This window comes from Kitasatospora sp. NPDC092286 (assembly GCF_044755565.1).
Taxonomy (GTDB): Bacteria; Actinomycetota; Actinomycetes; order Streptomycetales; family Streptomycetaceae; genus Kitasatospora.
The window spans coordinates 44,833-71,244 of the sequence record NZ_JBIVRD010000022.1; the positions used below are offsets into that span (position 1 = coordinate 44,833).

Annotated in this window: 13 protein-coding genes; 5 read left to right on the forward strand and 8 right to left on the reverse strand. The window is 75.7% G+C overall.

Annotated elements, in window-relative coordinates:
• Window positions 1-123: 123 nt before the first annotated feature.
• The 8 genes from ACIQIB_RS22585 to ACIQIB_RS22620 all read right to left on the reverse strand — a co-directional run bounded on the left by ACIQIB_RS22585 (window position 124) and on the right by ACIQIB_RS22620 (window position 22,663).
• Entirely contained in the window at window positions 124-1,350 is a 1,227-nt protein-coding gene (locus tag ACIQIB_RS22585) for a cytochrome P450 (RefSeq protein ID WP_363604260.1), read from the reverse strand.
• Window positions 1,347-8,702, reverse strand: a complete 7,356-nt coding sequence (locus ACIQIB_RS22590) for an amino acid adenylation domain-containing protein (protein WP_400760055.1) — start codon at window positions 8,700-8,702, stop codon at window positions 1,347-1,349. The genes ACIQIB_RS22585 and ACIQIB_RS22590 overlap by 4 nt, the downstream gene beginning before the upstream one ends.
• An 18-nt stretch (window positions 8,703-8,720) precedes the next feature.
• On the reverse strand, window positions 8,721-15,014 hold the full coding sequence (locus tag ACIQIB_RS22595) for an amino acid adenylation domain-containing protein (RefSeq protein ID WP_400760057.1): 6,294 nt from the start codon (window positions 15,012-15,014) through the stop codon (window positions 8,721-8,723).
• Window positions 15,015-15,198: 184 nt separating this feature from the next.
• Window positions 15,199-17,508 carry a lantibiotic dehydratase gene (locus ACIQIB_RS22600; RefSeq protein WP_400760059.1) on the reverse strand — a complete coding sequence of 770 codons (2,310 nt, stop codon included), beginning with the start codon at window positions 17,506-17,508 and terminating at the stop codon, window positions 15,199-15,201.
• Window positions 17,509-17,518: 10 nt separating this feature from the next.
• Window positions 17,519-17,782 carry an acyl carrier protein gene (locus ACIQIB_RS22605; RefSeq protein ID WP_400760062.1) on the reverse strand — a complete coding sequence of 88 codons (264 nt, stop codon included), beginning with the start codon at window positions 17,780-17,782 and terminating at the stop codon, window positions 17,519-17,521.
• Window positions 17,779-18,795, reverse strand: coding sequence for a threonine/serine dehydratase (locus ACIQIB_RS22610; RefSeq protein WP_400760064.1), 1,017 nt, complete (start codon window positions 18,793-18,795; stop codon window positions 17,779-17,781). The genes ACIQIB_RS22605 and ACIQIB_RS22610 overlap by 4 nt, the downstream gene beginning before the upstream one ends.
• Window positions 18,792-20,294: an amino acid adenylation domain-containing protein gene (locus ACIQIB_RS22615; protein WP_400760066.1), complete on the reverse strand. Its 1,503-nt coding sequence runs from the start codon at window positions 20,292-20,294 to the stop codon at window positions 18,792-18,794. The genes ACIQIB_RS22610 and ACIQIB_RS22615 overlap by 4 nt, the downstream gene beginning before the upstream one ends.
• The gene (locus ACIQIB_RS22620; RefSeq protein ID WP_400760068.1) at window positions 20,294-22,663 is read right to left on the reverse strand and encodes a lantibiotic dehydratase; all 2,370 of its coding nucleotides are present in this window, start codon (window positions 22,661-22,663) and stop codon (window positions 20,294-20,296) included. Before ACIQIB_RS22620 ends, ACIQIB_RS22615 begins: the two co-directional genes overlap by 1 nt.
• A gap of 239 nt (window positions 22,664-22,902) precedes the next feature.
• Here ACIQIB_RS22620 and ACIQIB_RS22625 point away from each other — a divergent pair, with 239 nt between their 5' ends.
• From ACIQIB_RS22625 to ACIQIB_RS22645, 5 genes are all read left to right on the forward strand, one after another.
• Window positions 22,903-23,118: an MbtH family NRPS accessory protein gene (locus ACIQIB_RS22625; protein WP_363604271.1), complete on the forward strand. Its 216-nt coding sequence runs from the start codon at window positions 22,903-22,905 to the stop codon at window positions 23,116-23,118.
• A gap of 164 nt (window positions 23,119-23,282) precedes the next feature.
• Window positions 23,283-23,717 (forward strand): PPOX class F420-dependent oxidoreductase, encoded by a 435-nt coding sequence (locus ACIQIB_RS22630; RefSeq protein ID WP_363604272.1) that lies wholly within the window; start codon window positions 23,283-23,285, stop codon window positions 23,715-23,717.
• 156 nt (window positions 23,718-23,873) lie between these two features.
• Complete coding sequence (locus ACIQIB_RS22635; RefSeq protein ID WP_400760070.1) at window positions 23,874-24,602, forward strand: DUF5995 family protein; 729 nt, start codon at window positions 23,874-23,876, stop codon at window positions 24,600-24,602.
• Between the two features lie 331 nt (window positions 24,603-24,933).
• Window positions 24,934-25,521 carry a lytic polysaccharide monooxygenase gene (locus ACIQIB_RS22640; protein ID WP_363604275.1) on the forward strand — a complete coding sequence of 196 codons (588 nt, stop codon included), beginning with the start codon at window positions 24,934-24,936 and terminating at the stop codon, window positions 25,519-25,521.
• Window positions 25,522-25,641: 120 nt separating this feature from the next.
• The gene (locus tag ACIQIB_RS22645; RefSeq protein ID WP_400760073.1) at window positions 25,642-26,325 is read left to right on the forward strand and encodes a hypothetical protein; all 684 of its coding nucleotides are present in this window, start codon (window positions 25,642-25,644) and stop codon (window positions 26,323-26,325) included.
• Window positions 26,326-26,412 lie beyond the last annotated feature (87 nt).

Here is a 26,412-nt window from a genome sequence, read left to right on the forward strand (position 1 = left end):
GGCGGGAGGAGGGCGGGAGGAGGAGTGGGAGAAGGAGCGGGAGGGAGGAAGGTGCGGCAGCGCCGTCGGGGCGGGTCGGGGCCCGCCCCGACGGCGGGACCGGCAGCGGTTTGCCGGGGGCGCTCAGTACCGGACGGGCAGTGCGGTCAGGCTCCGGTTGAGCAGTGACAGCTGCCAGTTGAGCCGTTGCCCGTCCAGGGCCAGGCCCGGGTAGTCGCGCAGCAGGGTGGCGACCACCACGCCGGCCACCAGCCGGGCGAGCGCGGCGCCGATGCAGAAGTGCGCGCCGAAGCCGAAGCCCAGGTGGGTGGTGACCTCGCGGTGCAGGTCGAACCGGTCCGGGTCGGGGAACCGCCCGGGGTCGCGGTTGGCGGCGGCGGTGACCAGGAAGATCCGGTCCCCGGCGCGGATGGTCCGGCCGTCCAGCTCGAAGTCGCGGGCGGCGTTGCGGATCGACATCTTGGACGGGCCGTCCAGCCGCAGCGTCTCCTCCACGGCCGCCGCCACCAGCTCCGGTTCGGCGCGGACGGCGGCCAGCTGCTCCGGCTGCCCGAGCAGCGCGAGCAGGGTGTTGGCGATGAGGTTGCTGGTGGTCTCCCCGCCGGCGAAGGCCATCTGGGTGAGCATCCCGACGAACTCCTCCTCGCTGACCGAGTCGCCGATCCGGCCGCCCGCGAGGACGGAGCTGATCAGGTCGTCCTTCGGTTCGGCGCGGCGCTCGGTGACCAGCCCGCCCAGGTACTCCTCCAGGCTGACCAGGGACTGCAGCGAGGTGCGGTACTCGCGCTCCTCCTGGGCGGCGCCGAGCACGAGGTCGGCGACCCGGGCGTTCCAGTACCAGAACGACGGGCTGTGCGACTGCGGGACGCCCAGCCAGCGGGCGAAGACCAGGGCCGGCAGCGGCTTGGCGATGTCGGCGGCGAGGTCGCCGGTGCGGCCGGGGGCGGCCCGGCGGGTGAGCATGGCGCCGGTGGCCCGTTCGGTGAAGCCGCGGTAGCGGGCCACCGCGCGGGCGGCGAACTGCTCCTGGAACACCTGGCGCAGCCGGCGGTGGGTCGGCGGGTCGTTGAACACCATCCAGCGGGAGAGGATGCCGAACGCGCGCTCGGCGTCCTCGCGGGCGCCCTGCGGGACGGCGTCCATCAGCGGCCGGACCCGGTCGGCGGAGACCGCCGGGTCGCGCAGGCACTGCATCACCGGCTCGTAGCCGGTGACCAGCCAGGCCCGGTGCATGGCGCTCCAGTACACCGGCCGGTGGTCGCGGAGCGTGTTGAGGTACTCGTACGGGTCCGCGTTGACGGCGGGGTCGAGCAGGTACCGCTCGGTGAAGCGGACGGTGGTGAGGGTCATCGCCGGGCCTCCGCGCCGGTCGTGGCCGAGCCCGTGCCGCTCGCGCCGGTGGTGTCGCTTGTGCTGTTCATGCTGCTCGTGCCGTTCGTGCCGTTCGTGCCGATGGTGTCGAGCAGGGCCGCGAGGCCGCGGACCAGGGGCTCGGCGAGCATGGACATGTGGTCGCCCTCGCTGATGTGGACGGTGAGCCCGCCGAGCGCCAGTTCGCGCCAGTGGTCCACGTACGCCCGGTAGTCGACGTCGAGCCCGGGCATCGGCTCGCCGGCCGGCAGCCCGGCGGCCTGGGTGCCGACCACCAGGTGCACATGGCCGGGGTAGGGGCGGACCTCGTAGTCGGCGAGGGCGGTGAGCAGCGAGTGCCAGACCTCGATCGGGGCCTGCTCGACCAGGGCCGCCTCGCCGGGGCTCATGCCCGCGCCGAGCAGCAGGGCGGTGAGTTCGGCCGCCGCGGTGTCGCGCCCGGGGGTCGGCGGCAGGGCGCGCAGCCGGTCGCGCATCCGCAGCGCGTCCCGCATGTCGCGGCCGACGCCGGCGAGGCGGGCCCGGGCCGCCGGGTTGGGCAGATAGGGCTCGATCAGCACCAGCGGCTCGACGGTGTGGCCGGCCTCGTGCAGCTGGGTGGCCATCTCCAGGGCGATGTTGGCGCCCATCGACCAGCCGAGCAGGTCGTGCGGGCCGTGCCCGCCGTGGTCGGCGATCTCCCCGGCGTAGTTGGCCGCGATGCCCGCGATGGTGCTCGGGTCCACCCCGCCCAGCAGGCCGCGGGCCTGGAAGGCGTGCACCGGGCGGCCGGGCGGGAGCTCCCGGGCGAGCGGTACGAACCAGGCGGCGCTGCCACCGCTGGGGTGGACGCACCAGAGCGGGGCGCCCTCGCCTTCGCGCAGCCGGACCTCCGAGGTGACCGCCACGGGGGCGGCGTCCGGGGCGGTCGCCTCGGCGCGGGCGGCGAGCCGGGCGAGGGTGGGCCGTTCGATCAGATCCCGGACGGAGACGGTCAGTCCGCGCTCGGCCGCCATCGCGGCCACCCGGACGGTGGAGAGCGAACTCCCGCCGATCCGGAAGAAGTCGTCGTGCACCCCGATCAGGGAGAGGCCGAGCACCTCCCGCCAGATCTCGGCCAGCACCTTCTCGGTGGCGGTGGCGGGGGCGACGTACGCCGTGTCGGTGCTGGCCCGTTCGGCCGGGGGCAGCGGCAGCGCCCGCTTGTCGATCTTCCCGCTGCGGTTGACCGGGAGCTCGTCCAGGAAGACGAACCGGCCCGGCACCATGTAGGCGGGCATGGTGGTGCGCAGCGCGCCTGTGAAGCGCTCGACCGTCGGCTTGGTGCCGCCCCGGGCGACCACGTAGGCGACCAGGGCCGGTTCGCCGGGCAGGTCGGTCCGGTGCAGCACCACCGCCTGGCGCACGTCGGGCAGTTGCCGCAGCGCGTGCTCGATCTCGCCCAGTTCGATCCGGAAGCCGCGGAGCTTGACCTGGGTGTCCCGGCGGCCGAACACCTCCACCGCGCCGTCGGGCCGGACGGTGCCGAGGTCGCCGGTGCGGCAGAGCCGCTCGCCGGGGGCGCCGTACGGGTCGGGCACGAAGGTGGCGGCGGTCAGCGCGGGCCGGTTCAGGTAGCACCGGGCGATGGCCTGGCCGCCCAGGTAGACCTCACCGGTCACCCCGACCGGGACGGGCCGCAGGTCCTCGTCGAGGACCAGCACCCGGGTGTTGCGGATCGGCGTGCCGATCGACGGGCGCCCCTGGCCCGGGGAGAGTTCGGTGGCGACGGACCACACGGCCGTCTCGGTGAGGCCGTAGGCGTTGTGGAAGCGCCGGCCGCGCGACCAGGTGTCCGCGAGCTCCGCCGGGCAGCCCTCGCCCGCGACCTGGAGCACCTCGATCGCGGGGAAGCGGTCCTCGCCCAGCACGGTGAGCGCGCTCGGCGGGAACATGGCCCGGTTGACGCCGTGGGCGAGCAGGGTGCGGGCCAGGTCGGGGCCCGGCCGCAGGTCGTCCTTGGACGCGGTGACCAGCCGGCCGCCGTTGGCCAGGGCCCAGGTCAGCTCCATGACGGAGACGTCGAAGCCGAAGGAGGCGAACTGGAGCACCCGGTCGTCCGGGCCCGGCTGGACCAGGTCGCGCTGGCCCTCCAGCATGTTGGTCAGGCCGCGGTGCGGGACGGCGACGCCCTTGGGCGTGCCGGTGGAACCCGAGGTGTAGATGACGTACGCCATGGTGTCCGGGCCCGGGGCGAAGGCCGGCCGCGCCGGGGGGCGGCCGGTGGACGCGGTCCAGGTGGCGGGGTCGTCCAGGAGCAGGACCGGGCCGTCGAAGGGCACGGTGCCGGCCAGCGAGGTCTGGGTGAGCAGCACCCGCATCCCGCTGTCCGAGGCCATGAACGCGAGCCGGTCGGCGGGGTGTTGCGGGTCCAGCGGCAGGAACGCGCCGCCCGCCTTCAGCACGCCGAGGGCGGCGCACACCTGGTCGGGCCCGCGGTCGGTGCAGATGCCGACCGGGGTCTCCGGGCCGACGCCGAGCGTGCGCAGCCGCTCCGCCAGCCGCCCGGCCGCCCCGTCCAGCTCGCGGTAGGTCACCTGCCGGTCGCCGTGCTCGACGGCCACCGCGTCCGGGGTGCGCGCGGCGTGTGCGGCGACGTGCTCGTGGAACATCAGCGGGCTGTTCTCCCGGGCCGGCCCGTTGCCCCGGGCCAGCGCCGTGTCGAGGGCGGCGCCGGTCAGTGCGGGCGGGGTGACCCTGCCGTGCGGGTCGGCGACCATCGTCGCGAGCAGGGTGTGGAGCACGTCCGCGAGCTGCTCCGCGGTGGCCGGGGAGACGTACTCCGGGTCCACGTCGATGGTGAAGGCGCCCACGCTCGCGTTGATCATCAGCGGGAACATGGTGCGGGCGATCTCCAGGGACTCGTCCCAGGTGTCGTGGGAGAGCCGGTGGAAGTTGACGTAGTTGAAGACGGCCTCGACCATGTTCGGCTCGCCGGGGCGCAGTTGGGCCATCCGCGCCAGCGGCATCCGGCGGTGCGGCAGCATCTCCTGTTCGGCCGCGAACACCGCGCGCAGGTACTCCAGCCAGCTGCCGCGCGGACGCGCCACGCCGAACGGCACGGTGTTGAGGAACAGCCCGCGCATCCGGTCCGCGCCCGGTACCTCGGGCCGGCCGTTGGTGACCAGGCCGATCGAGTGGCCGGCCGCGTCCTCGTCGCGTTCCGCGAACAGGCTCATCACGTGGTGGAAGGCGGTGGCCAGCACGGTGCGCCGGGGCACCCCGGCCGACTGGGCGAGGCGCCCGATCGGCTCGGCGAGCGCGTCGTAGGAGCGCCGCACCTCGTGGACGGGCGCGTCGTCGGGGGCGGGGGCGCCGCGCCGGGCGAAGCGGACCGGGCGCAGCTCGGCCAGGGAGGAGCGCCAGAACTCCAGCGCCTCCTCGCTGTGCAGGGTGGCCCGTTCGAGGGCGACGTACTCGGCGAAGGCGGGGGCCGCGGGCGGCGCCGGGGGCCGGCCGTGCGCGACCGCCCGCCGGTGCAGGTCGAGCAGGTCGGCGATGAGCGAGGTCAGGCTCCAGCCGTCCAGCACGACATGGCAGTCGGTGAGCACCAGCCGCAGCTCGTGGTCGGTCAGGTGGTGCAGGTGGATGCGGACCAGCGGCGGGGCCGCCAGGTCGAAGCGGCGGGCGAACTCCTCGTCGACGAAGCGCCGCAGGGCGGCCCGCTGCTCCTCCCTCGGCAGCTCCCGCAGATCGGTGTAGCCGACCGGCAGCGCGGCCTCGGTGTGCACCAGTTGGAGCGGCTCGCGGTAGGAGACCAGGTCGATCGAGGAGCGCAGGATGCTGTGGCCGCGGACCACCGCGTCCACCGCGGCCTGGAAGGCGTCCAGGTCGAAGCCCTCCGGGGTGGTGATCTTGAGGTCGGTGACGTTGTGGTACGCGCCGCGCCGGGGGTCGGCGAGCATCTCGTGCAGCATGCCGGCCTGGAGCATGGTCAGCGGGTAGGCGTCGTCGAGGCCGTCCGGCAGCCGGGCCGCGTCGGCCGGGTCCAGCTGGGAGAACGGCGCGACCGGGTCGGGGGCCTCGACGGCCTCGGTGGTCAGCCGGGCGAGGTCGGCCAGGGTGCGGGCCCGGAACAGGTCGGCCACGGTCAGCCCGAGGCCGGCCGGGCGGGCCAGGCCGATCACCCGCAGCGCCAGGATGGAGTCGCCGCCGAGGTCGAAGAAGTTCGCCGTCCGGCTGACCCGTTCGGTGCCCAGCACCTCGGCCCAGATCCGGGCCAGCGCGATCTCGGTCGCCCCGGCCGGCGGGACGTGGCCGCCGGCCGCGGCGGTGCCGTCGCCGGCCACCGCCGTCAGCGCCCTGCGGTCCACCTTGCCGTTGGCGGTGATCGGCAGCCGTGGGTGGCGGACGAACAGCGCCGGCACCATGTACTCGGGCAGGGTGAGCCGCAGCCGCTCGCGCAGCGCCGCCGCGTCCAGCGGCCGGCCCTCGGTCATCACCACATGGGCGACCAGCCGGGCGCCGCCGTGCGGTTCGGAGCGGGCCACCACGGCGGCGTCGGCCACCCCGGGCTGGCCGCGCAGCGCGGTCTCGATCTCGCCGGGCTCGATCCGGTAGCCGCGGATCTTCACCTGGTGGTCGGCCCGGCCGACGTACGCCAACTGGCCGTCGGGCAGCACCCGGACGAGGTCCCCGGTGCGGTACATCCGGGCGCCGGGCGGGCCGAACGGGTCGCTGGGGAAGCGCTCCGCGGAGAGCTCCGGCCGGTTGCGGTAGCCGCGGGCGACGCCGCCGCCGGTGACGTACAGCTCGCCGGCCGTGCCCTGCGGGACCAGCCGGCCGGCGGCGTCGAGCACGTAGCCGTGCTGGCCGGCGAGCGGCCGGCCGATCGGGGAGCGGACCTCGCCCGCCACGTCCTCGGCGGTGATCAGGCGGTACGTCACATGCACGGTGGTCTCGGTGATCCCGTACATGTTGACCAGCGCGGGCCGCCGCCGCTCGGGGGCGGCGAACCAGTCGCGGTAGTCGCGGACGTCGAAGGCGTCGCCGCCGAAGACCACCGTGCGCAGCGCCAGGTCGGCGAAGTCGGCGCCCTGCTGGGCGAGATGGGCGCGCAGGCCCTTGAACGCGGCGGGCGTCTGGTTGAGCACGGTGACCCGCTGCTCGCGCAGGACGGCGTGCACGGCGGCCGGGTCGCGGACCTCGTCCTCGGTGAGCACCACGACCCGCCCACCGCTGCTCAGCGGCCCCCACAGCTCCCAGACGGAGAAGTCGAAGGCGGGGGAGTGCACCAGCGTCCAGACGTCCGCGGGGCCGAACGCGAAGTGCTGGTCGGCGGCGCCGAGCAGCCAGGCCAGGTTGGCGTGGGTGATCTCGACGCCCTTCGGCCTGCCGGTGGAGCCGGAGGTGTAGATGACATAGGCGAGGTCGCGCGGCGCGGGCCGCGCGTCCCCGGTGTCCGGGCCCTCTTTGGTGTCCGGGCCCTCGGCCGCCGGTCCGGCGCCGTCCAGCGGGATCACCCCGACCGGCAGGCCCTCGACGGCGGCGCGGCCGGCCTCGTCGACGACCACCCAGGAGACCCCGGCGTCGGCGACGGTGAACTCCCGGCGGGCCCGGGGGTGGGCCGGGTCCAGCGGCAGATAGGCGGCGCCGGCCCGCCAGACGCCGAGCAGCGCCACGGCCAGGTCCACCGAGCGGCCCAGGCAGACCCCGACCAGCGACTCGCGGCCGATGCCGGCCGCGCGCAGCCGCCGGGCCAGCGCGGAGGCGGCGGCGTCCAGCTGGGCGTAGGTGAGCGTCCGGCCGCCGCCGCTGACGGCCACCGCGTGCGGGGTGCGGGCGATGTGCCCGGCCAGCCGCTCGGGTGCGGTGCGCGGGGCGGGCCCCGCGCCGGTGTCCGGGTTGGCCGGGCCAGCGGGGCCCAGCAGCCGGGCCCGCTCCTCGGCGGTCAGCGGGTCGACCGTGCCGAGCGGGGCGTCCGGCGCCTCGGTGAAGGCGCGCAGCAGCGCCACGGTGTGCGCGGCCAGGGCGGCCACCGAGGAGGCCTCGAACAGGTCGGGCCGGTGGACGAAGACCAGCTCCAGGGCGCCGCCGCTCTCGCGCAGCTCCAGCGCGAGGTCGAACTTGGCGGTGGTGAGGTCGATCGGGAACGCCCGGCCGGTGGCCCCGCCGAGGACGAGGGAGCCGCGCTCCACCGCGGCGTGCGTGAACAGCACCTGGAACAGCGGGTTGCGGGTGAGGTCGCGCTCCGGGCTCAGCTCGTCCACCACCCGCTCGAACGGCAGGGTCTGGTGCGAGAGCGCCCCCAGGACGCTCTCCCGGGTGCGGGCCAGCAGGGCCGCCGGGGTCGGGTCGTCGGACAGGTCGGCGCGCAGCACCAGCGTGTTGACGAAGAACCCGGCCAGCTGCTCGGTCTCGGGCCGGTCCCGGTTGGCGACCACGGTGCCGATGGCGATGTCGCTCTGCCCGCTGTGGAAGGCCAGCGCGGCCTGGAACGCCGCCATCACCGTCATGTACGGGGTGGTGTCGGTCCGCCGGCCGAGGGCGGCGAGCGCCTCCGACAGCTCCGCCGGCAGGACGGTGGTGTGCACCGCGCCGGTGTGGCAGGGGGTGGCCGGGCGGGGGTGGTCGGTGGGCAGGTCGAGCGGGGTCAGCCCGGCCAGCCGGGTGCGCCAGTAGGCGAGGTCGGCGCTCTCGTCGGCGCCGCGCAGCCAGACCGCGTAGTCGGTGTACTCGATCGGCAGCTCGGGCAGCCGGGGGGCGTCGCCCGCCGTCCTGGCCCGGTAGAGCTCGCGCAGGTCGCGCACCAGCAGGTCCAGCGACCAGCCGTCCGAGACGATGTGGTGCATGGCCAGCACCAGGACGTGGTCCTCCTCGGCGGCCTTCAGCAGGGTGGCCCGGAAGGCGGGCTCGGCGGCGAGGTCGAAGGGGCGGACGGCGGCCGCCCGCACGGCCTCGGCGAGGTCGTGCTCCGCGGCGCCGGTCAGGTCCACCAGGTCCAGGCCGGCCCCGTCGGCCGGGTGCACCCGCTGGGCGGGCACGCCGTCCTGGGCCGGGAAGGTCGTCCGCAGCTGCTCGTGCCGGGCGACCAGGTCGCCGACCGCCGCGTCCAGCGCCGCCAGGTCGAGCGGGCCGCTGAACCGCCAGGCGGCGGGCAGCAGATAGGTGGTGGCGCCGGGGTCGAGCTGGTCGAGGAAGTAGAGGCGCTGCTGCGCGGCGGACAGCGGGGCGTACTCGGGGCGGGGGTCGAGCCGGGGGATCCCGGCCGGCGCGGCGGCGGTCAGTCCGCGCAGCCGCTGCTCCAGCAGCCGCCGGGCGGCCGGGGACAGTCCCGCGCGAGCGGTCTCGGGCTGCATCTCCGAAGTGGTCATGGCGCGTTCCGTCCAATCTCAGTCTTGGTAGTCCACCGTCAGGGAGAGGTCGATCTCGTCCTCGCTCATCGCGGAGATCAGTTCGACGAGCTGCCGCTCCACCTCGGCGGCGAGCAGCTCGACGGTGGGGTGCTCGAACAGGTCGCGCACCTGGATGGGGCAGTCGAAGGCGGCCCGCAGGCGGGACGCGGCGGCCACGGCGCGCAGCGAGTGCCCGCCGAGGGCGAAGAAGTCGTCGTGGACGCCGACCCGGGCGATGCCGAGGACCTCGGCCCAGATCTGCGCCGTCACCGTCTCGGTGGGCGTCCGCGGCGGTACGAAGACCGCGGGGGCGGGGAGTTCGGGCTCGGGCAGGGCGGCGGTGTCGAGTTTGCCCTGGACGGTCAGCGGCAGCGCGTCGAGCAGGACGAACGCGCTCGGCACCAGGTAGCCGGGGAGTTCGGAGCGGCAGTGCGCGGCCAGTGCGTCGGCGGCCAGTCCGCTGCCCGCGACATAGCCCACCAGGGCGTGCTCGCCGCGCAGTTCGCGGACCAGCACGGCAGCGGAGTGGACGCCAGGGTGGCGGCGCAGCACCGCCTCGGCCTCGCCCGGTTCGACCCGGAAGCCGCGGATCTTCACCTGGTTGTCGCTGCGGCCGACGAACTCCAGGTCGCCCGAGGCGAGTCGGCGCACCACGTCGCCGGTGCGGTAGAGCCGGTCGCCCTCCTCGCCGAACGGGTCGGGGACGAACCGCTCGGCGGTCAGGCCCGGCCTGCCCAGGTATCCGCGCGCCAACTCCGGCCCGCCGACGAGCAGTTCGCCGGGGACGCCGATCGGCACCAGGGCGCCGTGCGGGTCCGCCACGTACGCGCGGCGCGAGCCCAGCGGGCGGCCGATCGGCACCCGGCCCTCGACCGGGTCGGTGAGCCGGTACGCGGTGGCCGAGATGACCGACTCGGTCGGGCCGTAGGTGTTGACCACCGGCACCCCGGGCAGATGGGCGAACCAGCGCTCCAGCGGCCCGGCGGGCAGCACCTCGCCGCCGGTGACCAGCAGCCGCAGGCTCGCGAGGTCGGCGGCGACCACGTCCAGCCGGGCCACCACCTCCTCCCAGTAGGAGGGCGTGAGTTCCATGACGGTGACGCCCTCGGCGCGCACCCGGGCGGCCAGTTCCTCCACCGACCAGATCTCGTCCGGGCGGATCACCACCCGGGCGCCGGTGCCCAGCGCGGGCAGGATCTGCTCCAGCGAGGCGTCGAAGGAGAGCGAGGCGAAGGTCAGCACCCGGTCCCCGGCGGTGATCCCGAACAGCTCGCGGGCGGCGGCGACATGGGCGGCCAGGGCGTGGTGCTCGACCCCGACGGCCTTGGGCCGGCCGGTGGAGCCGGAGGTGAAGATGGTGTAGGCGAGATCCCCCGGGTCGGGGGTGTGCCGGGGGCCGTCCGGGGCGGGCCGCACCTCCTCGACCGGGACCAGCGTCACCCCGAGCGGGGCCAGCGCGGGGGCGGTCGCGGCGTCCGCCACCACGTGGCCGACCCCGGCCTCGTCCAGCATGAACCGCAGCCGCTCGGCGGGCAGGCCGGCGTCCAGCGGGACGTAGACGCCGCCGGCCCGCCAGATCGCGGCCAGCGCGGCCACCGACCACGTCCCGCGCCGTACACAGACACCCACCGGGCTGCCCGGGCGCACCCCGGCGGCGGCCAGCCCGGCGGCCAGCCCGCCGGTCAGGCCGTCCAGTTCGCCGTAGCGCAGGGAGCGGCCCTCGCAGACCAGCGCCACCGCGTCCGGCTCGCCGGCCACCGTGAACGGCGGCACCGCGACGGCCGGTCCGTCCGTCGCCGGTCCGGCCAGTTCGGCGCGCTCGGCCGGGGAGAGCAGGTCCACCCGGTCCACCGGCGTGCCCGGGTCGGCCAGGACGGCCGCCAGCACCCGGCCCACGTGCCCGGCGAAGCGGCTCGCCGTCGAGGCGTCGAACAGGTCGGCCGCGTACTCGACGTTGAGCGCGAAGCGGTCCGGGTACAGCAGGAAGGTGGTGGTCAGGTCGAACTTGGCCGAGCCCCACGGCAGGGTGAAGTCGGCGGCCTCCAGGCCCTCGATCCCGGGCCCGCCGGTGGCGCTCTCCTGGACGTCCACCATCACCTGGAACAGCGGGTTGCGGGACAGGTCGCGCTCCGGCCGCAGCCGCTCCACCACCCGCTCGAACGGCACGTCCTGGTGGTCGAAGGCGCTCAGCACCGTCCCCCGGACGCGGTCCAGCAGCTCGGTGAAGGTCGGCCCGCCGGACAGGTCGCCGCGCAGCACCACGGTGTTGACGAAGAAGCCGATCAGCCGCTCCAGCTCCACCCGGCCGCGCCCCGCCACCGGGGTGCCCACCGGCACGTCCTGCTGCCCCGACCAGCGGGCCAGCACGATCTGCACCACCGCCAGCAGCACCATGAACCTGGTCGCCCCGTGCTCCCTGGCGAAGGCGTCCAGCCGGGCGGCGAGCCCGGGCGGCAGCGCCAGGTCCACCGCGCCGCCGCGCCCCGACCAGCCCGCCGGGCGCGGCCGGTCGGCCGGCAGCTCCAGCACCGGGACGCCGGCCAGGGCCGTCTCCCAGTAGTCCAGCTGCCGGTCCAGCCCGCCGCCCTCGGCCCGGTCGCGCTGCCAGACCGCGAAGTCGCCGTACTGCACCGGGACGGGCGGCAGCACGGCCGCCCGCCCGGTCAGCCGGGCCCGGTAGTAGGCCGTCAGCTCCTCGATGAAGACGTCCTTGGACCAGCCGTCGGTCGCCACGTGGTGGAAGACCAGGACGGCGACGTGGTCGTCCGGGGCCAGCTCCCAGACCCCGGCCCGCAGCATCGGCGGGCGGTCCAGGTCGAAGCGGCGGGTGGCCAGCGCCGAGGCCCGCTCCCGGACCGCGGCCAGCCGGGCCGCCTCGCTCGCGCCCTCCGGGGCGCGGTGCCACTCCAACGGCACGCCCATCGGGTCGCAGACCTGCTGCGCGGGGCGGCCGTCCACCTCGACCAGGGCCGTGCGCAGCACCTCGTGCCGGGCCGTCATGTCGTCGAGCGCGCCCTGCCAGGCCGCGCGGTCCAGGCCGCCGCGCAGCCGCCAGGAGAACCAGAGCACGTACTCGTCGCCGACGTCCGAGGTGCGGTCCAGGAACCAGAGGCGCTCCTGGGCGAAGGAGAGCGGCAGCGGGCCGGAGCGGTCCACCGGGACGACCGCGCCGCCGGCGGCCTGCCGGGCGGCGGCCACCCGGGGGCCGAACGCGCGGACGGTGGGGTTCTCGAACAGGGTGCGCAGCTCGATGTCGCGGCCGAGCCGTTCGGCGACCCGGGAGACCGCCATGGTGGCGAGCAGTGAGTGGCCGCCCAGGTCGAAGAAGCCGTCGTCGAGGCCGACCCGGTCCACGCCGAGCACATCGGCCCAGATCGCGGCGATGATCCGCTCGTCGTCGGTGCGCGGCGCGGTGTAGGCGGCGCCGCTCGCGGACCGGTCCGGGCGGGTGTCCGGCAGGGCGGCCCGGTCCAGCTTCCCGGAGGCGCCGACCGGCAGCGCGTCCAGCGTCAGGAAGTCCGAGGGCACGGCGTACCGCGGCAGCCGCTCGGCGCACCAGGCCCGCAGCGCGGACGGTTCGAACGGTCCGCCGACGACGTAGCCCGACAGGCTCTGCCCGGTGGCGGTGTCCGGCCGGACGGCCGCGGCGACCACCCCGGGGTACTCGCGCAGCACCGCCTCGACCTCGCCGAGCTCGATCCGGAAGCCGCGGATCTTGACCTGGTCGTCCCGGCGGCCGACGAACTCCAGCTCGCCGGAGGGCAGCCACTGGACGAGGTCGCCGGTGCGGTAGAGCCGGCCGCCGTCACCGCCGAACGGGTCGGGGACGAACCGCTCGGCGGTCAGCGCGGGCCGTCCGAGATAGCCGCGGGCCACCTCGGGGCCGCCGATCAGCAGCTCGCCGGGGACGCCGACGGGGACGGGTTCGTCGTCCTCGTCCACCACGTACACCCGGCGTCCGCCGAGCGGGCGGCCGATCGGCACCCGGCCCTCCAGCGGGCCGTGGGCCTCGTAGGTGGCCGAGGTGACGGTGGTCTCGGTCGGGCCGTAGGCGTTGACCACCCGGACCTCGGGCACCGCGGCCCGCCAGGCGGCCAGCGCGCCCACCGGGACGGACTCCCCGCCCAGGATCAGCAGCCGCAGCGGGGCGAGCGCGGCGGCGGCGCGGCGGTCCAGCGCGAACGCCAGCTCGGTCCAGTAGGTCGGCGGGACGTTCACCACGGTGAGGCCGTACCGTTCGACCACCTCGGGGACCTGGGTGGGCAGCCACGGCTCGTCCGGGCGGATCACCACCCGGGCGCCGCAGGTCAGCGCGGGGAGCAGCTGGTCGAGCGAGGCGTCGAAGGAGAACGAGGCGAAGGCGAGCACCCGGTCCCCGGCGGTGATGCCGAACCGGGCCCGGGCGGCGGCGACATGGCTCGCCAGCGAGCGGTGCTCGACCCCGACGGCCTTGGGCCGGCCGGTCGAGCCCGAGGTGAAGATGACGTGCGCCAGCTCGCGCGGGTCGGGGGTGTGCCGGGGGCCGTCCGGATCCGGCCGCACGGCGTCCACCCGGACGACGGCGGGCCCGAGCGAGGCGGCCAGCGCGGCCGTCGCCGGGTCGGCCACCAGGCAGGCCAGATTGGCCTCCTCGACCATGAACTCCAGCCGCTGGGCGGGCAGATCGGGGTCGAGCGGGACGTACACGCCGCCGGCCCGCCAGACCGCGGCCAGCGCGGCCACCGACCAGACCCCGCGCCGCAGCAGCACCCCGACCGGGCGCCCGGGGCGGACCCCGGCGGCGGCCAGCGCGGCCGCCAGCCCGCCGGTCAGACCGTCCAGTTCGGCGTAGGTCACCTCCTGGTCCGCGCAGACCAGTGCGACGTCCCCGGGCCGGCCGGCCACCGTGACCGGCGGCGCCCCGCCCAGCGGACGGTCGGCGGCGGCCGACCACTCCTCGGCGGGAAGGGCGTGCGCCGCGCCGGGCATCGGGTCCAGCCGCCCGGCGAGCTCCCGCACCGGGGCCTGCGGTTCGGCCAGCACCGCGCGCAGCAGCTCGACGTAGGCGGCGCTGAACGCCCGCATGGTCTCCGGGTCGAACAGGGCGGTGGCGTACTGGAGCCGGGCCGCGATGCTGCCGTCCGGCAGGAGGTTGAGGTCCAGGAAGACGTCCAGCGCGGTGCCGGTCAGCGGCGGCGGCACCAGCTCCACGTCCAGGCCGGGCAGCCGGACCGGCTGGTGGGCGGCGTTGAGCAGGGTGAACGAGGCCTGGGCGAGCGGGTGTCGGGACAGGTCGCGCTCACCGCCCACCGCGCCGACCACCCGGTCGAACGGCGCGTCGGCGTGCGAGAGGTCCTTCAGCACATCGGTGCGGACCCGGTCCAGCAGCGCGCCGAACGACGGCCCGCCGGAGAGGTCGGTGCGCAGCACCACGGTGTTGACGAACGGGCCGATCAGATCCGCCACCTCGCCGTGGCCGCGGTCGGCGAGCGTGGTGCAGACGGCGATGTCGGTGCGGCCGCTGCACCGGCTCAGCAGCGCCTGGTAGACGGAGAGCAGCAGCATGTAGCGGGTGGCCCGGTGCTCGCGGGCGACCCGGTCCACCCCGGCCACCAGCTCGGCCGGCAGGCTGAACCGGACGACGTCACCGGAGCCGTCCCAGAACCGGGGCCGGGGACGGTCGGAGGGCAGGGTGAGCGGGGCGGCCCCGGTCAGCCGGTCGCGCCAGTAGCCGAGCAGCCGCTCCATCCGGGGGCCGCTCAGCCGCTCGGCCTGGGCCCGGGCGAAGTCCGCGTACTGCAGCGGCGGCGGCGCCACCGTCTCGCCCCGGTAGCCGGCGGCCAGTTCGCGCAGCAGCACGTCCCAGGACCAGCCGTCGACGGCGATGTGGTGGACCACGACCAGCAGCAGGTGCTCGTCCGCGGAGATCCGGGCCAGTGTCATCCGCAGCGGGTGCTGGGTGGCCAGATCCAGCGGGCGGGCCAGCTCCCGGGCGAACAGCTCCTCGACGCTGCCGGCCTCGGTCCGCTCCAGCACGGCGCCGCCCGGCCCGTCCACCACCGGCACCGGCTCGCCGCCGACCGCAGTGAAGCGGGTGCGCAGCACCTCGTGCCGGTCCACGATTCCGGCCAGCGCCCGTTCCAGCGCCGGCTCGTCGAGCGGGCCCCGGATCCGCAGCGCCAGCGGGAGCAGCGAGCCGGAGGAGTCCTGGGCGAGCTGGTCCGTGAACCACAGCCGCCGCTGGGCGAAAGATGCCTTACGCGTGTCGTCACCGTGCTTCGCCCCGCCGGGGGCGGCTGCGCCTGCAGTCACTGTGGGCCTCCATGCCGTGTTTTCCAGCAGACTGCCGTCCGGGGGAGGCCGGTCACCAGGGAAGAAGACGCAGCCCCGAACGCAGCCCGCCCTGCGCGTCCGTCCCGGCCGGGGGACACGCCGGCGCGGCGGGCCGACCGGGGCCTCCGGTCCGCCCGCCGCGCCGGCGGTGCTGTCGTCCCTGTCAGCTCTGCTCTCCAGGCTCCCCCCGTCGGCCCTCGTCGACCGCGACGAAGCGCAGTTCTGAGGTGTAGGAACGGCCCTGGTCGTCGGTCAGCCAGGTCTGCTCGGGGGTGGGCAGCATCTCGGTGAGGACGACCCGGCCGTCCGGGTCCTTGCGGGCCAGCCGGCGCATCGCCTTGGCGAAGACGGTGACGTAGACCGGGCTGTCGAAGTCCACGTAGAACGGGCGGGACTCGGTGGGCGAGACCACGAAGACGAACCGCGGCAGGCCGTGCTCCTCGCGCCAGCGGCGGGCCCGGACGAACCGGCGTCCCTCGTCCTTCTCGGCGGCGAAGTCCAGCCCGGCGGCCGGCAGCCGCCAGGTCTCCCGGGCCACCACCAGCCGGTCCACGGTGACCCGGGGGGAGTGCTCGCTCTCCGGCAGCACCTGGAAGAGGTCCATCGCGAGGGTGGTCAGGACGTGCGAGAACACGTCCACGGCCGGGAATTCGGCGCCGTCGGGCAGCACGACCAGCAGCTCGCCGTCCCGCTCGGTGACCGTCACGTCCGCGCTGGGCACGGTGCGCGGGCGGTTCGGGTCGGCGGTGAAGTCCACCAGGGCCACCTGGTAGTCCTCCGGCCGGACCAGGGCGTGCCGGACCCGCGCGGAGAGCCGGGAGCGGTGCTCCTTGGGCAGCAGCGGCATCAGCCGGGGGCCGGGGTGGTCGCGGTCGGTGAGGGCGGTGAGCTCGCGCCGGTCGGGGTGCTGGTGGACGAAGAGCGAGGCGCCCAGCGTGTTGGAGGCCAGGTGCAGTTCGCCGAGGACGAGTTCGAAGTCGCCGCGGGCCACCGCCGCCGCCCCGTCGGCGGCGATCATCACGTCCGGGCTGAGGTAGCGGGCCGCCGTCCAGCCGCCGCCCGGGCCGCCGAACCGCTCCCGGACCGGGCCGGCGATGTCCGCCAGGGTGAGACGGACCCGCCGGGCGCCCGGCGGGGGTGCCAGGATCTCCGCCCAGTGGTCGCGGAACGCCTGCTGGAGCCCGGCCGTCGCGGTGCGCGCGTCGCCGTGCAGGACGGGCATACAGGCGAACCAGAAGCTGGCGAGGTCCACCGGGCCCCGGGCGGCGTGCTCGGCGTACACCTCCCGGGCCCGGGCCATGACCGCCTCGGCCAGCCGCGCGGTGAGCCAGCCCGCGCTGGTCAGCAGCGGCTCCAGCGGCGCCAGCGCGCCCCGGACGGCCGGGCCGAGCCTGGCCGTGGCGGCACGCCGGCAGTCGGAGTAGACCAGGGACCGGCAGGGGGCCGTCCCGGCCGACTTCTCGCGCACCGCGGCGGTCTCCGTCATGGCGACGAACTCCTGCTCCAGCGCGGCCAGTTCGGCGACCAGCTGGTCCGCTCCGGCGGCCGCGCCGACCCGGGCACGGCCACGCTCCAGGGCGTCCAGCACGGCCAGGCCGCGCTGCCGCGCCGCCCGGTCGCCGACCGTGTCCAGCCAGGCCCGCAGGTCGCGCTCGGGGTGGGTGCCGGCCGGTACGTCCAGGCGCCAGTGCGCCCAGCGGCGGGCCACCAGGTCGGCCAGCACGGCGGGCACGTCCGTCCCGGGCAGTGCGGCGGCGATCTCCCGGGCCGGGTGGACCCCGTCGCAGAGCGCGAGCACGGCGCCGGTCCGCGCCGGTACGGTCTGCGGCGGGCGGCCCGGGACGGTCACCCGGGTGCCGTCGCCGTCCAGCCGGACGAACGGCATCCGCCGGGGCGCCACCCACTCCCGCAGGGCCGGGTCCGCGCCGACCGTCGCGGCCAGCGCGTCGATCGCCCAACTGGCCCAGTACACCGTGGACCCGGCGGTCAGTCCGGTCCCGGCGTCCACCGCGACCCCGGCCGTGCCGGCGTCCCAGCGGCCCCAGCCGACCGGGCCGAAGAAGCCGATGGTGTCGTTCTTGACGCAGAACCGCTGCCAGTAGTGGGCGACGAGCTCCTCGCGCTGGCGGGGCATGCTGGTGCGGCCCGCGGCGGTGGGCGTCCAGTTCAGGAACGGCGCGATGCCCGAGTCGAGCACCGGCCGGTTCTGCCAGGCCACGGCCTCCCGGAAGGCGGGGGTCCGGGCGATCTCCTGGAGGGTGTGCGCCGTCTCCACGGCGGCCTCGGCGAACAGGGCGGCGAACGCGTCCCAGTCACCGCCGGAAAGCCCGTCCAGCGGGCCGAACTTGTCGGCGGCCTCGGCGACGCCGGGCGGGGCCAGCCGCAGCACCCCGTCGGCCGGGAACCCCGGCCCGCGCAGCGCGAACTGCTCCCAGAGCCGCCAGCGGCCGCCCGGCAGAAAGGTGTCGGTCACGGCGGGCTCCTCAGGACTGGGCGAAGTCGGCGTCGACGACGGCGGCGAGGTCGGCGGGCGAGGGGTAGGCGAAGACCAGGGCGACCGGGACCTCCACGCCCAGCGCCTCGCGCAGCCGGCCGGTGATCTGGAAGGCGCTCAGCGAGTCGCCGCCGGCCTCGTAGAAGTCGCTGTCCCGGTCGAGGCGGGCCGCGCCCAGGGTCTCCCGGTAGACGGTGACCAGCAGGTCCTCGGTGCTGACGGCGGTGCCGGCCGGGGTGGTGGCGGTGCTCATGAGATCTCCTTCAGGCGGGAATCGAGGGGGGTGACGTGGTGGGAATCCGGGTGGGAACCGGTAGGCGGATCGCGGTGTGCGCCGGGGTGGGAGCGGGCCGCCGCGGCGCTCAGGGCCGCGGTGGTGTTGCCGCCGGAGACGATGGCGACGGCGCGGCCCCGGTGGCCCGCGACCAGCACCCCGGCCAGCGCGACGGCGCCGCTGGGCTCGGCCTCGATCCCGTACCGGCCCAGCAGGGCGGCCGCGGCGAGGATGTCGGTGTCGTCCACCGCGACCAGGTCGTCGACCCGGTCCCGGATGATCGGGTAGGTCACCGCGCCGGGCTGCTGCCCGCGCAGCCCGTCGGCGACGGTGCTGCTCGGCGGCAGCCGCACCGGGCGGCCCGCGGCCAGCGAACGGGCGTAGCGCGCGGCGGCGGCGGGCTCGACGCCCACCACCCGCACCGGGTGGCCCTGGGCGGCCAGGCAGACGCCGGCCAGCAGCCCGCCGCCGCCGGTGGGGACGTAGACGGTGTCCAGGTCGGGCGCCTGCGTCAGGATCTCGCCGCCCACCGTGCCCTGGCCGGCCACCACCAGCGCGTCGTCGGAGGAGGGCACGAACACCGCGCCGGTCTCCCGGGCCAGCGACCGGGCCCGCTCCTCCCGCTCGGCCACACCGCCGGCCACCGCGAGGGTGTGTGCGCCGAGGGCCTGGATCAGGGCCGCCTTGGCCGGGTTGGCACCGGCCGCCATGACGACGGTCAGCCGGATTCCGAGCCCGGCGGCGAGCCCGGCCAGCGCGATGCCGTGGTTGCCGGAGGAGCCGGTGACGATGCGCCGGGCCCCCAGCGCGAGGACGGCGTTGGCCGCGCCGCGCAGCTTGAACGAGCCGCCGTACTGCAGGTGTTCGGCCTTGAGCAGCAGCCCGGGCAGCACCGGCGGCGCCGGCAGCAGCGGGGTGCGCAGGACGTGCCCGGCGATCCGTTCGGCGGCGGCCCCGACGTCGGCCGGGCCGAGACCGGTGGCGGTGGTCATGCGGTGCCTCCCACGGGGGTGAGGGCGCGGCGGTCGGCCTTGCCGCCGCGGGTGGTGGGCAGTTCGGCCAGCCGGACGAAGCGGCGCGGCATCAGATGCGGCGGCAGGGTGCGGCCCAGGTGGGCGCGGAGCGCGGCGTCGGTGGTCTCCGCCAGTTCGCCGGTGACATGGGCGACCAGGTACACCCGGCCCTGCTCGTCGCTGGGCGCGGTGACCACCGCCCCCGCCACCCCGGGGTGGGTCAGCAGCGCGCCCTCGACCTCGGCCGGGTCCACCCGGTAGCCGCGGATCTTCACCTGGCGGTCGCCGCGGCCCAGGTAGCGCAGGCCGTCCGGCCCCGCCGTGGCGAGGTCCCCGGTGCGGTACAGCCGGCTGCCGGGCGGGCCCAGCGGGTCCGGGACGAAGCGCTCGGCCGTCCTGGCGGGCTGCCCCCGGTAGCCGCGCGCCACCCCCGTCCCGCCGATGCACACCTCGCCGACGGCCCCCTCGGGCACCGGCGCCAGGGCGTCGTCGAGCAGCCGCACCACCACCCCGTCGATGGGCGTGCCCACCAGGTCGGCGGTGGTGTCCGGCTCCGGCGGCACGGCGTAGCGGGTGGACGTCATGGTGCACTCGGTCGGGCCGTACTGGTTGACCAGGGCGCCGCCGACCAGCGACCGGCCGCCGGCGGTCAGGAAGGGCCGCAGCGACTCGCCGCTGGAGACCACCAGGCGGACCCCGGCGAGCAGCCGCCGCGGCTCCGGCTGCCCGGCCAGGAAGGCGAGGAAGGAGGGCGTGACGCTCAGCAGCGTGTTCACGCCGTGGGCGCGGACGGCCTCGCCGAACGGCTCGGGCCGCAGCAGCCGCGCCCTGGGGACGATCACCAGCCGGCCGCCGGCCAGCAGCGGGGCGAAGGTGTCCCGGACGGACGCGTCGTAGCCGAGCGGCGCGACCTGGAGGGCGGTGGTGTCCGGGCCGAGGCCGTAGTCGCGGGCGACGAAGCGCAGATAGGAGTCCAGGCCGCGGTGCTCGATCAGGACGGCACTGGGCTCGCCGGTGCTCCCGGAGGTGTGGCTGACGTAGGCCAGGGTGTCGGGCCCGGGCGCGGGGAACCCGCCGGGGGCGGCTGCCCCGGGGGAGAGCCGGTCCAGCAGCAACGGCCGCCCGGGGACGGGCAGTTCGAGGCGTTCGGCCAGGCCGGAGGTGGTCAGCAGCAGATCGGCCTGCCCGCTGCGGACCAGCGCGGCCAGCCGGGCCGGCGGCTGCTCGACGTCCAGGGCGAGGAACGCCGCCCCCGCCCGCACCACGGCGGCGACGGCCGCCACGGCGTCGGCGCCGCGCTCGACCGCGACCGCGCAGACCACCTCGGGGCCGGCCCCGCGGGCGCGCAGGGCGGCTGCCAGGGTGTCGATCCGGGAGACGAGTCCGGCGTAGCTGAGGTCGCCCTCGGGGGTGCTGAGCGCCACCCGCCCCGGGTGCCGGGCGGCGTGCGCGGCGAGGCCGTCGACGAAGGTGCGCATCACGCCCCCTCGGGGGTGGCGGCGTCGGTGCCGGTGCCGGTGGCCTCGGTGACGCTCCGGTCCACGGCGACGAACCGCAGCTCGGAGGTGTAGCCGTCGCCCTCGTCGTCGGTCAGCCAGGCCTGCTCCGGCGTCGGCAGCATCTCGCTGATCTTCAGCCGGGCCGACGGGTCCTTGCGGGCCAGCCGGCGGGCGGCCTTGGCGAGGATGGTCAGATAGACCGGGCTGTCGAAGTCGACGTAGAACGGCCGGGGTTCGGCCGGCGAGACGACGAACACGAACCGGGGCAGGTCGTGCTCCCGCTGCCAGTGCCGGGCCCGGACGAAGCGCCCGGCCTCGGTCTTCTCCTCGGCGAAGGCGAGGCCGGCCACCGGGAACGTCCAGGTCTCCCGTGCCACGACCATCTTGTCGATGGTGATCCGGGGCGTGTGGTCGCCCTCGGGCCGCAGGGTGAAGCGGTCCATCACCCGCTGGGTGAGCGTGTTGGCGTAGGCGTCCAGCAGCGGGAACTCCGCGCCGTCCGGCAGCACCGCGACCAGCCGCCCGTCCCGCTCCTCGACCAGGACGTCGCCGCTCAGCACGGTGCGCGGCCGGTGCGGGTCGCCGGTCTGGTCGACCAGGGCGACGTAGTAGTCCTGCGGCCGGTCCAGCGAGGGCCGGCTGCGCGCCGACCACTTCAGCGGCAGCTCCTTGGCCAGCATCGGCAGCAGCCGCGGCCCGGGGAAGTCCCGGGTGGTCTCGGCGACCAGCTCGGCCCGGTCGGGGTGCTGGTGGACGAAGAGCGAGGCGCCCATGGTGTTCAGCGCGCAGTGCATCTCGCCCAGCACCAGCTCGAACTCGCCGCGCGCCACCGCCTCCTGGTCCTCGGCCAGCACCAGCACGTCCGGGCTGAAGTAGCGGGCCAGCGACCAGCCGGCGCCGGGCTCGCCGAACTCCGCCGCCACCCGGTCGGCGAGGTCCGCCGCGGCGAACCGGACCGTGCGCGCGCCCTCGGGCACCGCCAGGATCCGGGCCCACTTGGCGCGCAGCTCGGCCTGGACGGCGGCGATGTCCGCCGCCGCCTCCGGGTGCGGGGAGGGCAGGCACTCCAGCCACATCGAGCCGAGGTCCACCGGCCCGCCGGCCGCGCGCAGCCGCTCGTACACCGCGCGGATCCGGGCGCCGACGGCCTCGGCGAACCGGTTGGTCATCCAGCGCGCCGCGGTCAGGCAGAGCTCCAGCGGCGCCAGTTCCCCGAGGACGGCGGTGCCGACGGTGGCCGTCGCCGCGCGTCGGGCGTCGGAGTAGACCAGCCCGCGGCACGGCGCCGTCCGCTCGCCCTTGGCCCGCTGGGCGTCGGTCGCGGTCAGCGCGGCGAAGTCCGCCTCCAGTGCGGCGATCGCCCCGGTGAGGGCGTCCGCGTCCGTCCCGGCGGCCTGCACCGCGTCGCGCCCGCGCTCCAGCACGGCCAGCTTCGCCAGCGCGCGCTCGCGCGGCTCCCGGTCGCCGACGCGCTCCAGGACGGCCCGCAGCGCGCGCTCCGGGAAGGTGTCGGCCGGTACGTCGAGGCGCCAGTGCACCCACCGCTTCCCGGCCAGCCACCGGACGGTCTCGGTGGCCTCCGCCACCCCGGTCCCGACCGCCCCGGCGATCGCGGCCACCGTCCGGGTGCCGTCGCACAGTTCCAGCACGGCCCGGGCCGCCTCGGTGATCTCCTGCGGCGGCCGGCCCGGCAGCCGGACGGCGCCGTCCACCACCCGGACGAACGACACCCGGTAGGGCGGGATCCAGGCCAGCAGCGCCTCGTCCTCGGCGAGCGCCTTGGCCAGCGCGTCGATCGCCCAACTCGCGAAGTACACCCGGGAGTCGGCGAGGAAGCCGGTGCCGGGATCGACGGTGACGCCGCGGCTCGCGAGGTCCCAGCGGCCCCAGCCGACCGGGCCGAAGAAGCCGATGGTGTCGTTCTTGACGCAGAACCGCTGCCAGTAGTGGGCGACGAGTTCCTCGCGCTGGCGGGGCATGCTGGTGCGGCCCGCGGTGGTGGGCGTCCAGTTCAGGAACGGCGCGATGCCGGTACGGAGCACGGCCGGGTTCTGCCAGGCCACCGCCGCCCGGAAGCGCGGCAGGGCGGCGATCTCCTGGAGCAGCTCGGCGGTGTGCACGGCGGCGGTGTCGAAGGCCGCGCCGAAGGCCTGCCACTCCGGGCCCGCCAGGGCGTCCTGCGGGCCGAACTTGTCGGCGGCCAGGCCGAGTCCGGCCGGCGCCAGGCGCAGCACCCCCTCGGCCGGGAAGCCGGGGCCGCGCAGCGCGAAGTGCTCCCACAGCCGCCACCCCCCGGCGGGCAACTGCACGTTCACCGGGACGTGCTCCTTCTCCGGGACGTCCGACATGGCGGAACTCCTTCCAGGGGGTTCGGCGGGTTTGGGCGCCTGCTACGGATCGGCCCGGGCCCGTCCGATCCGTGGGACGCGCCCTCTGGCAGCACACTGCCGGGCCGGGCACCGCACCCACCAGAGAAGAACCGGCAGCGACGCGCGCCGCTCCCGCCGCGTGTTTGCCCCTGGGCCCGCCCGGCCGGCCCAGGGCACGCTGGGCTCGCAGACGAGCGAGTACAGGAGGACACACAACGATGAGCGACACCGACACCGACGGGACCGGCTACCTGGTCGTGCGCAACGACGAGGACCAGTTCTCCATCTGGAAGACGGACCGCGAACTGCCCAGCGGCTGGCACCCCGAGGGCACCACCGGCACCCGGGAGGAGTGCCTCGACCACATCGGCCGGATCTGGACGGACATGCGTCCGCTCAGCCTGCGCCGGCGGATGGCGGAGGCCGGCGCCTGAACGGAGGCCACGTCCGGGCGGAGGCGGTCTCGCGGGGCCGGGTCCTTCGGGGCCCGGCCCCGCGCCTTCGTGCGGCCGTCGCGGTGGCTTTCCACGGCGTGCCCCGGCTCCGACGCGGGCCCCGGCTCCGCATGGTGTGGGCCGGCGTCGGGCAGGCTGGGCGCATGGTCGAAATCTCGAAGGACGTGCGCGCACGGCTCGAAGCGGGCCACATCTGGTACGTCGCCACGGTCAACGCCGACGGCTCACCGCACGTGAGCCCGATGTGGGTGGGGACCGAAGGGGACCTGGTGCTGTTCAACACCTCGGTGGGCCGCGTCAAGGAGCGCAACCTGCGCCGCGATCCGCGGGTCTGTCTCTCCCACGCGGACGCGGCCGACCCCTACGACCGGGTGCAGATCCGGGGCCGGGTGGTCCGCTTCGTCGAAGGGCCGGAGGCGGACCGGAACATGGACCACCTCGCCGGGGTCTACCTCGGGGCCGACCACTACGAGTGGATCGTGCCCGGCGAGCGGCGGGTCGTCGTCCTGGTCGAGCCGTCGCGGATCCGCCGGGTGGTGGGCGTCGAGCCGTTCCCGCCGGGCGCCGTGCCGTCCTGAGCCGGGCGGCGGGGCGGTCCCGGGCGCGGCGTGGTGGGGCGGTTCGGGTGATGCCGGGCGGTGTCCGCGCAGCGCGGCCTTTCGTGGTGGCGGGCGGTGTGTATACGTGGCAGGCGAGCCGAACGCCGCTCGCCCGTCACCACGGAAGGAACAGGTATGACCCACTCGCAGATCCGGGCCGCGCGGAGCGTCGAGGAGGTCATCGAGCGGATGCGGGCGATCGAGGCCCGGCTGGACCTGCGGGACGGCGTGGCCTGCTTCAACCGTATGTACCTGCGGGTGACCGAACTCGTCGGCCGGAACCTGCGGGCGGGCACCTTCCAGGACCGGACGTTCGTCGAGCGCCTGGACGTGATCTTCGCCAACCTCTACTTCGACACCGTGGACGCCGCCGAGGCCGGCCGGCAGCCGAACGAGGCCTGGCAGCCGCTGTACGACGCCCGCGCCGACCGGACCGTCTGGCCGATCCAGTTCGCCTTCGCCGGGATGAACGCCCACATCAGCCACGACCTCCCGCTGGCGCTCGTCACCACCTGCATCGAATGCCGCACCACGCCCGAGACCCCGCCCGTCCACGCCGACTATCTGACGGTCAACGACCTGCTCGCCCAGGCCGAGGCCGAGGTCCGGGCCTCCTTCGAGGCCGAGATCGGGAAGGTCGCCACCCGGGCCGCCGAACCGCTGAAGCACATCGTCGGCAGCTTCGCCATGGTCCGGGCCAATGACGCCGCCTGGGCCACCGCACAGGCCCTGTGGCACGAGCGCAACCTGCGCCCGTTCTACGACGCCACCCTGACGGCCGGCACCGCCGGCGCGGCCCTGGCCGGGCGGATGCTCGTCACCCCTGTCGTGGCGCCGGTCGGGCAGTCCGGCGGGAGCGACTGACCGAGCCCGAGCCCGAGCCGGAGTTCGAGTCCGAGCCCGAGTCCGAGTCCACGACCGATGGCCCCGGCCCCGTGCAGCGGGCGCTGTCGGTGAATACGGAGTCCTGATCACGTCGCCCCGCCGGGCAGCTGTTCGGCGGGGCGACGTCGTGCGAAGCGGGCCGGGAGCAGAGCCGGAAATGGTTCAGACCATTGACGGCCCGGGTGGCGGATTCTACGGTGTGGGCACCGACCTGGCGCAGGCATGCCAACGATCTCCGGAGGCCGCCGCACCCCCACGCGCGCGCGTCTGTGTCCGGCGCACTCTCCATCCACCCCCACGGAGGAGCATCATGCGCAAACGTCATCTCGCCGGCGCGGCCGTCGCCGCGATCGCGATACCGCTCACGCTGGCCCTGCCGGCGCAGTCGCACGGCTTCATCAACCTGCCGCCCAGCCGGTCCGCGCTCTGCGGCGCGGGCGTCGTCACCAACTGCGGCGACATCCAGTGGGAGCCTCAGAGCGTCGAGGGGCCGAAGGGCTTCCCCGGCCGGGGCCCGGCCGACGGCACCATCTGCGCCGGCGGAGACGCGCGATGGGCCCCGCTGGACGCCCCGCGCAACGGCAACTGGCCGACCACCCAGGTGACGGCGGGTCAGCAGCTCACCTTCACCTGGAACATCGAGGCCAGGCACGCCACCACCACGTTCAAGTACTACCTCACCAAGCCCGGCTACGACGCCACCCAGAAGATCACGCGGGCCGGTCTGGACCTGACCCCGTTCCTGACCGTCGCCTACAACGGCCGCCAGCCCGCCGCCACGACCACCCACACCGCGACCGTCCCCAGCGGCCGCACCGGACACCAGGTGGTGGTGGCGGTCTGGGAGATAGCCGACACGGACAACTCCTTCTACTCCTGCACCGACGTCCGGTTCTGACCGGAGCGCGGGGCTGACGCCGTCGGCCCTGCCTCCCTGCCGCCCCCTGTTGGCCGGGGGCGGCAGGGGGCGCGGGCGGTGGGGTGACACGCCCCGGCCCGGTGCGGAAGGATTCGTCGGGTGAGTACCCCGTTCATGGAGCACGGCCAGCACCCCGCCACCTGGGTGGGCGCGGCGATTCCGAGACCGCTGATGGTCGCGCTGGAGAAGCGCGGCGGTATCCCGCACACCGTGCGAGGGGAGATCGGCCGTCAGATCGAGGGCGGTGTCGCGCCGCAGCGGCTGCGTGACCGTGTCGAGCGGCGCTGGTTCCTGCGCTACTCGCACCTGACCGGCGAGGCCCTGCTGTCGCGGGCCGACGACATCGCCCTGGAGCTGGTTCTGCCGCCGCAGTGCCCGCGCGGGGCGTGCGAGGACGGCTGGCTGCTGGACGACTCGGGGAGCTGCCCGGAGTGCCTGCCCAACGCGACGGTGGTCGACGTGGCGGACAACCTCTCCCACGGCCGGCAGGCGGGACCGGATACGTACCGGCGTGCCGCCGCGTCCGTGCGGGCGCAGCTGCGCAGCGGGCACCGGTCGCTGCACGCGGCGGAGGAGCGGGCCCGGGCGGAGCGGGACGAGCACGGGCGCCGTGTCCCGGTGACGATGCGGTGCGCCGGCTGTCAGGAGACCGTCGTGCCGGCGCTGCGCTGGCAGGGGCGACCGTACTGCCGTCCGTGCCTGGGTTCGTGCCGGGGCTGCTCGGCGATCCAGCCGGTGGTGATGTTGAGCGAGGAGCACCTCTGCGCCGACTGCGGCGCCTGAACCCGCCCGGCCCGGATCGGGGCTGAGCTCCGGGGGTGTTCTCGCCGGGGAGGGGTTCCCGTCCGCCGGCCGGGGTGGGCTGGCTAT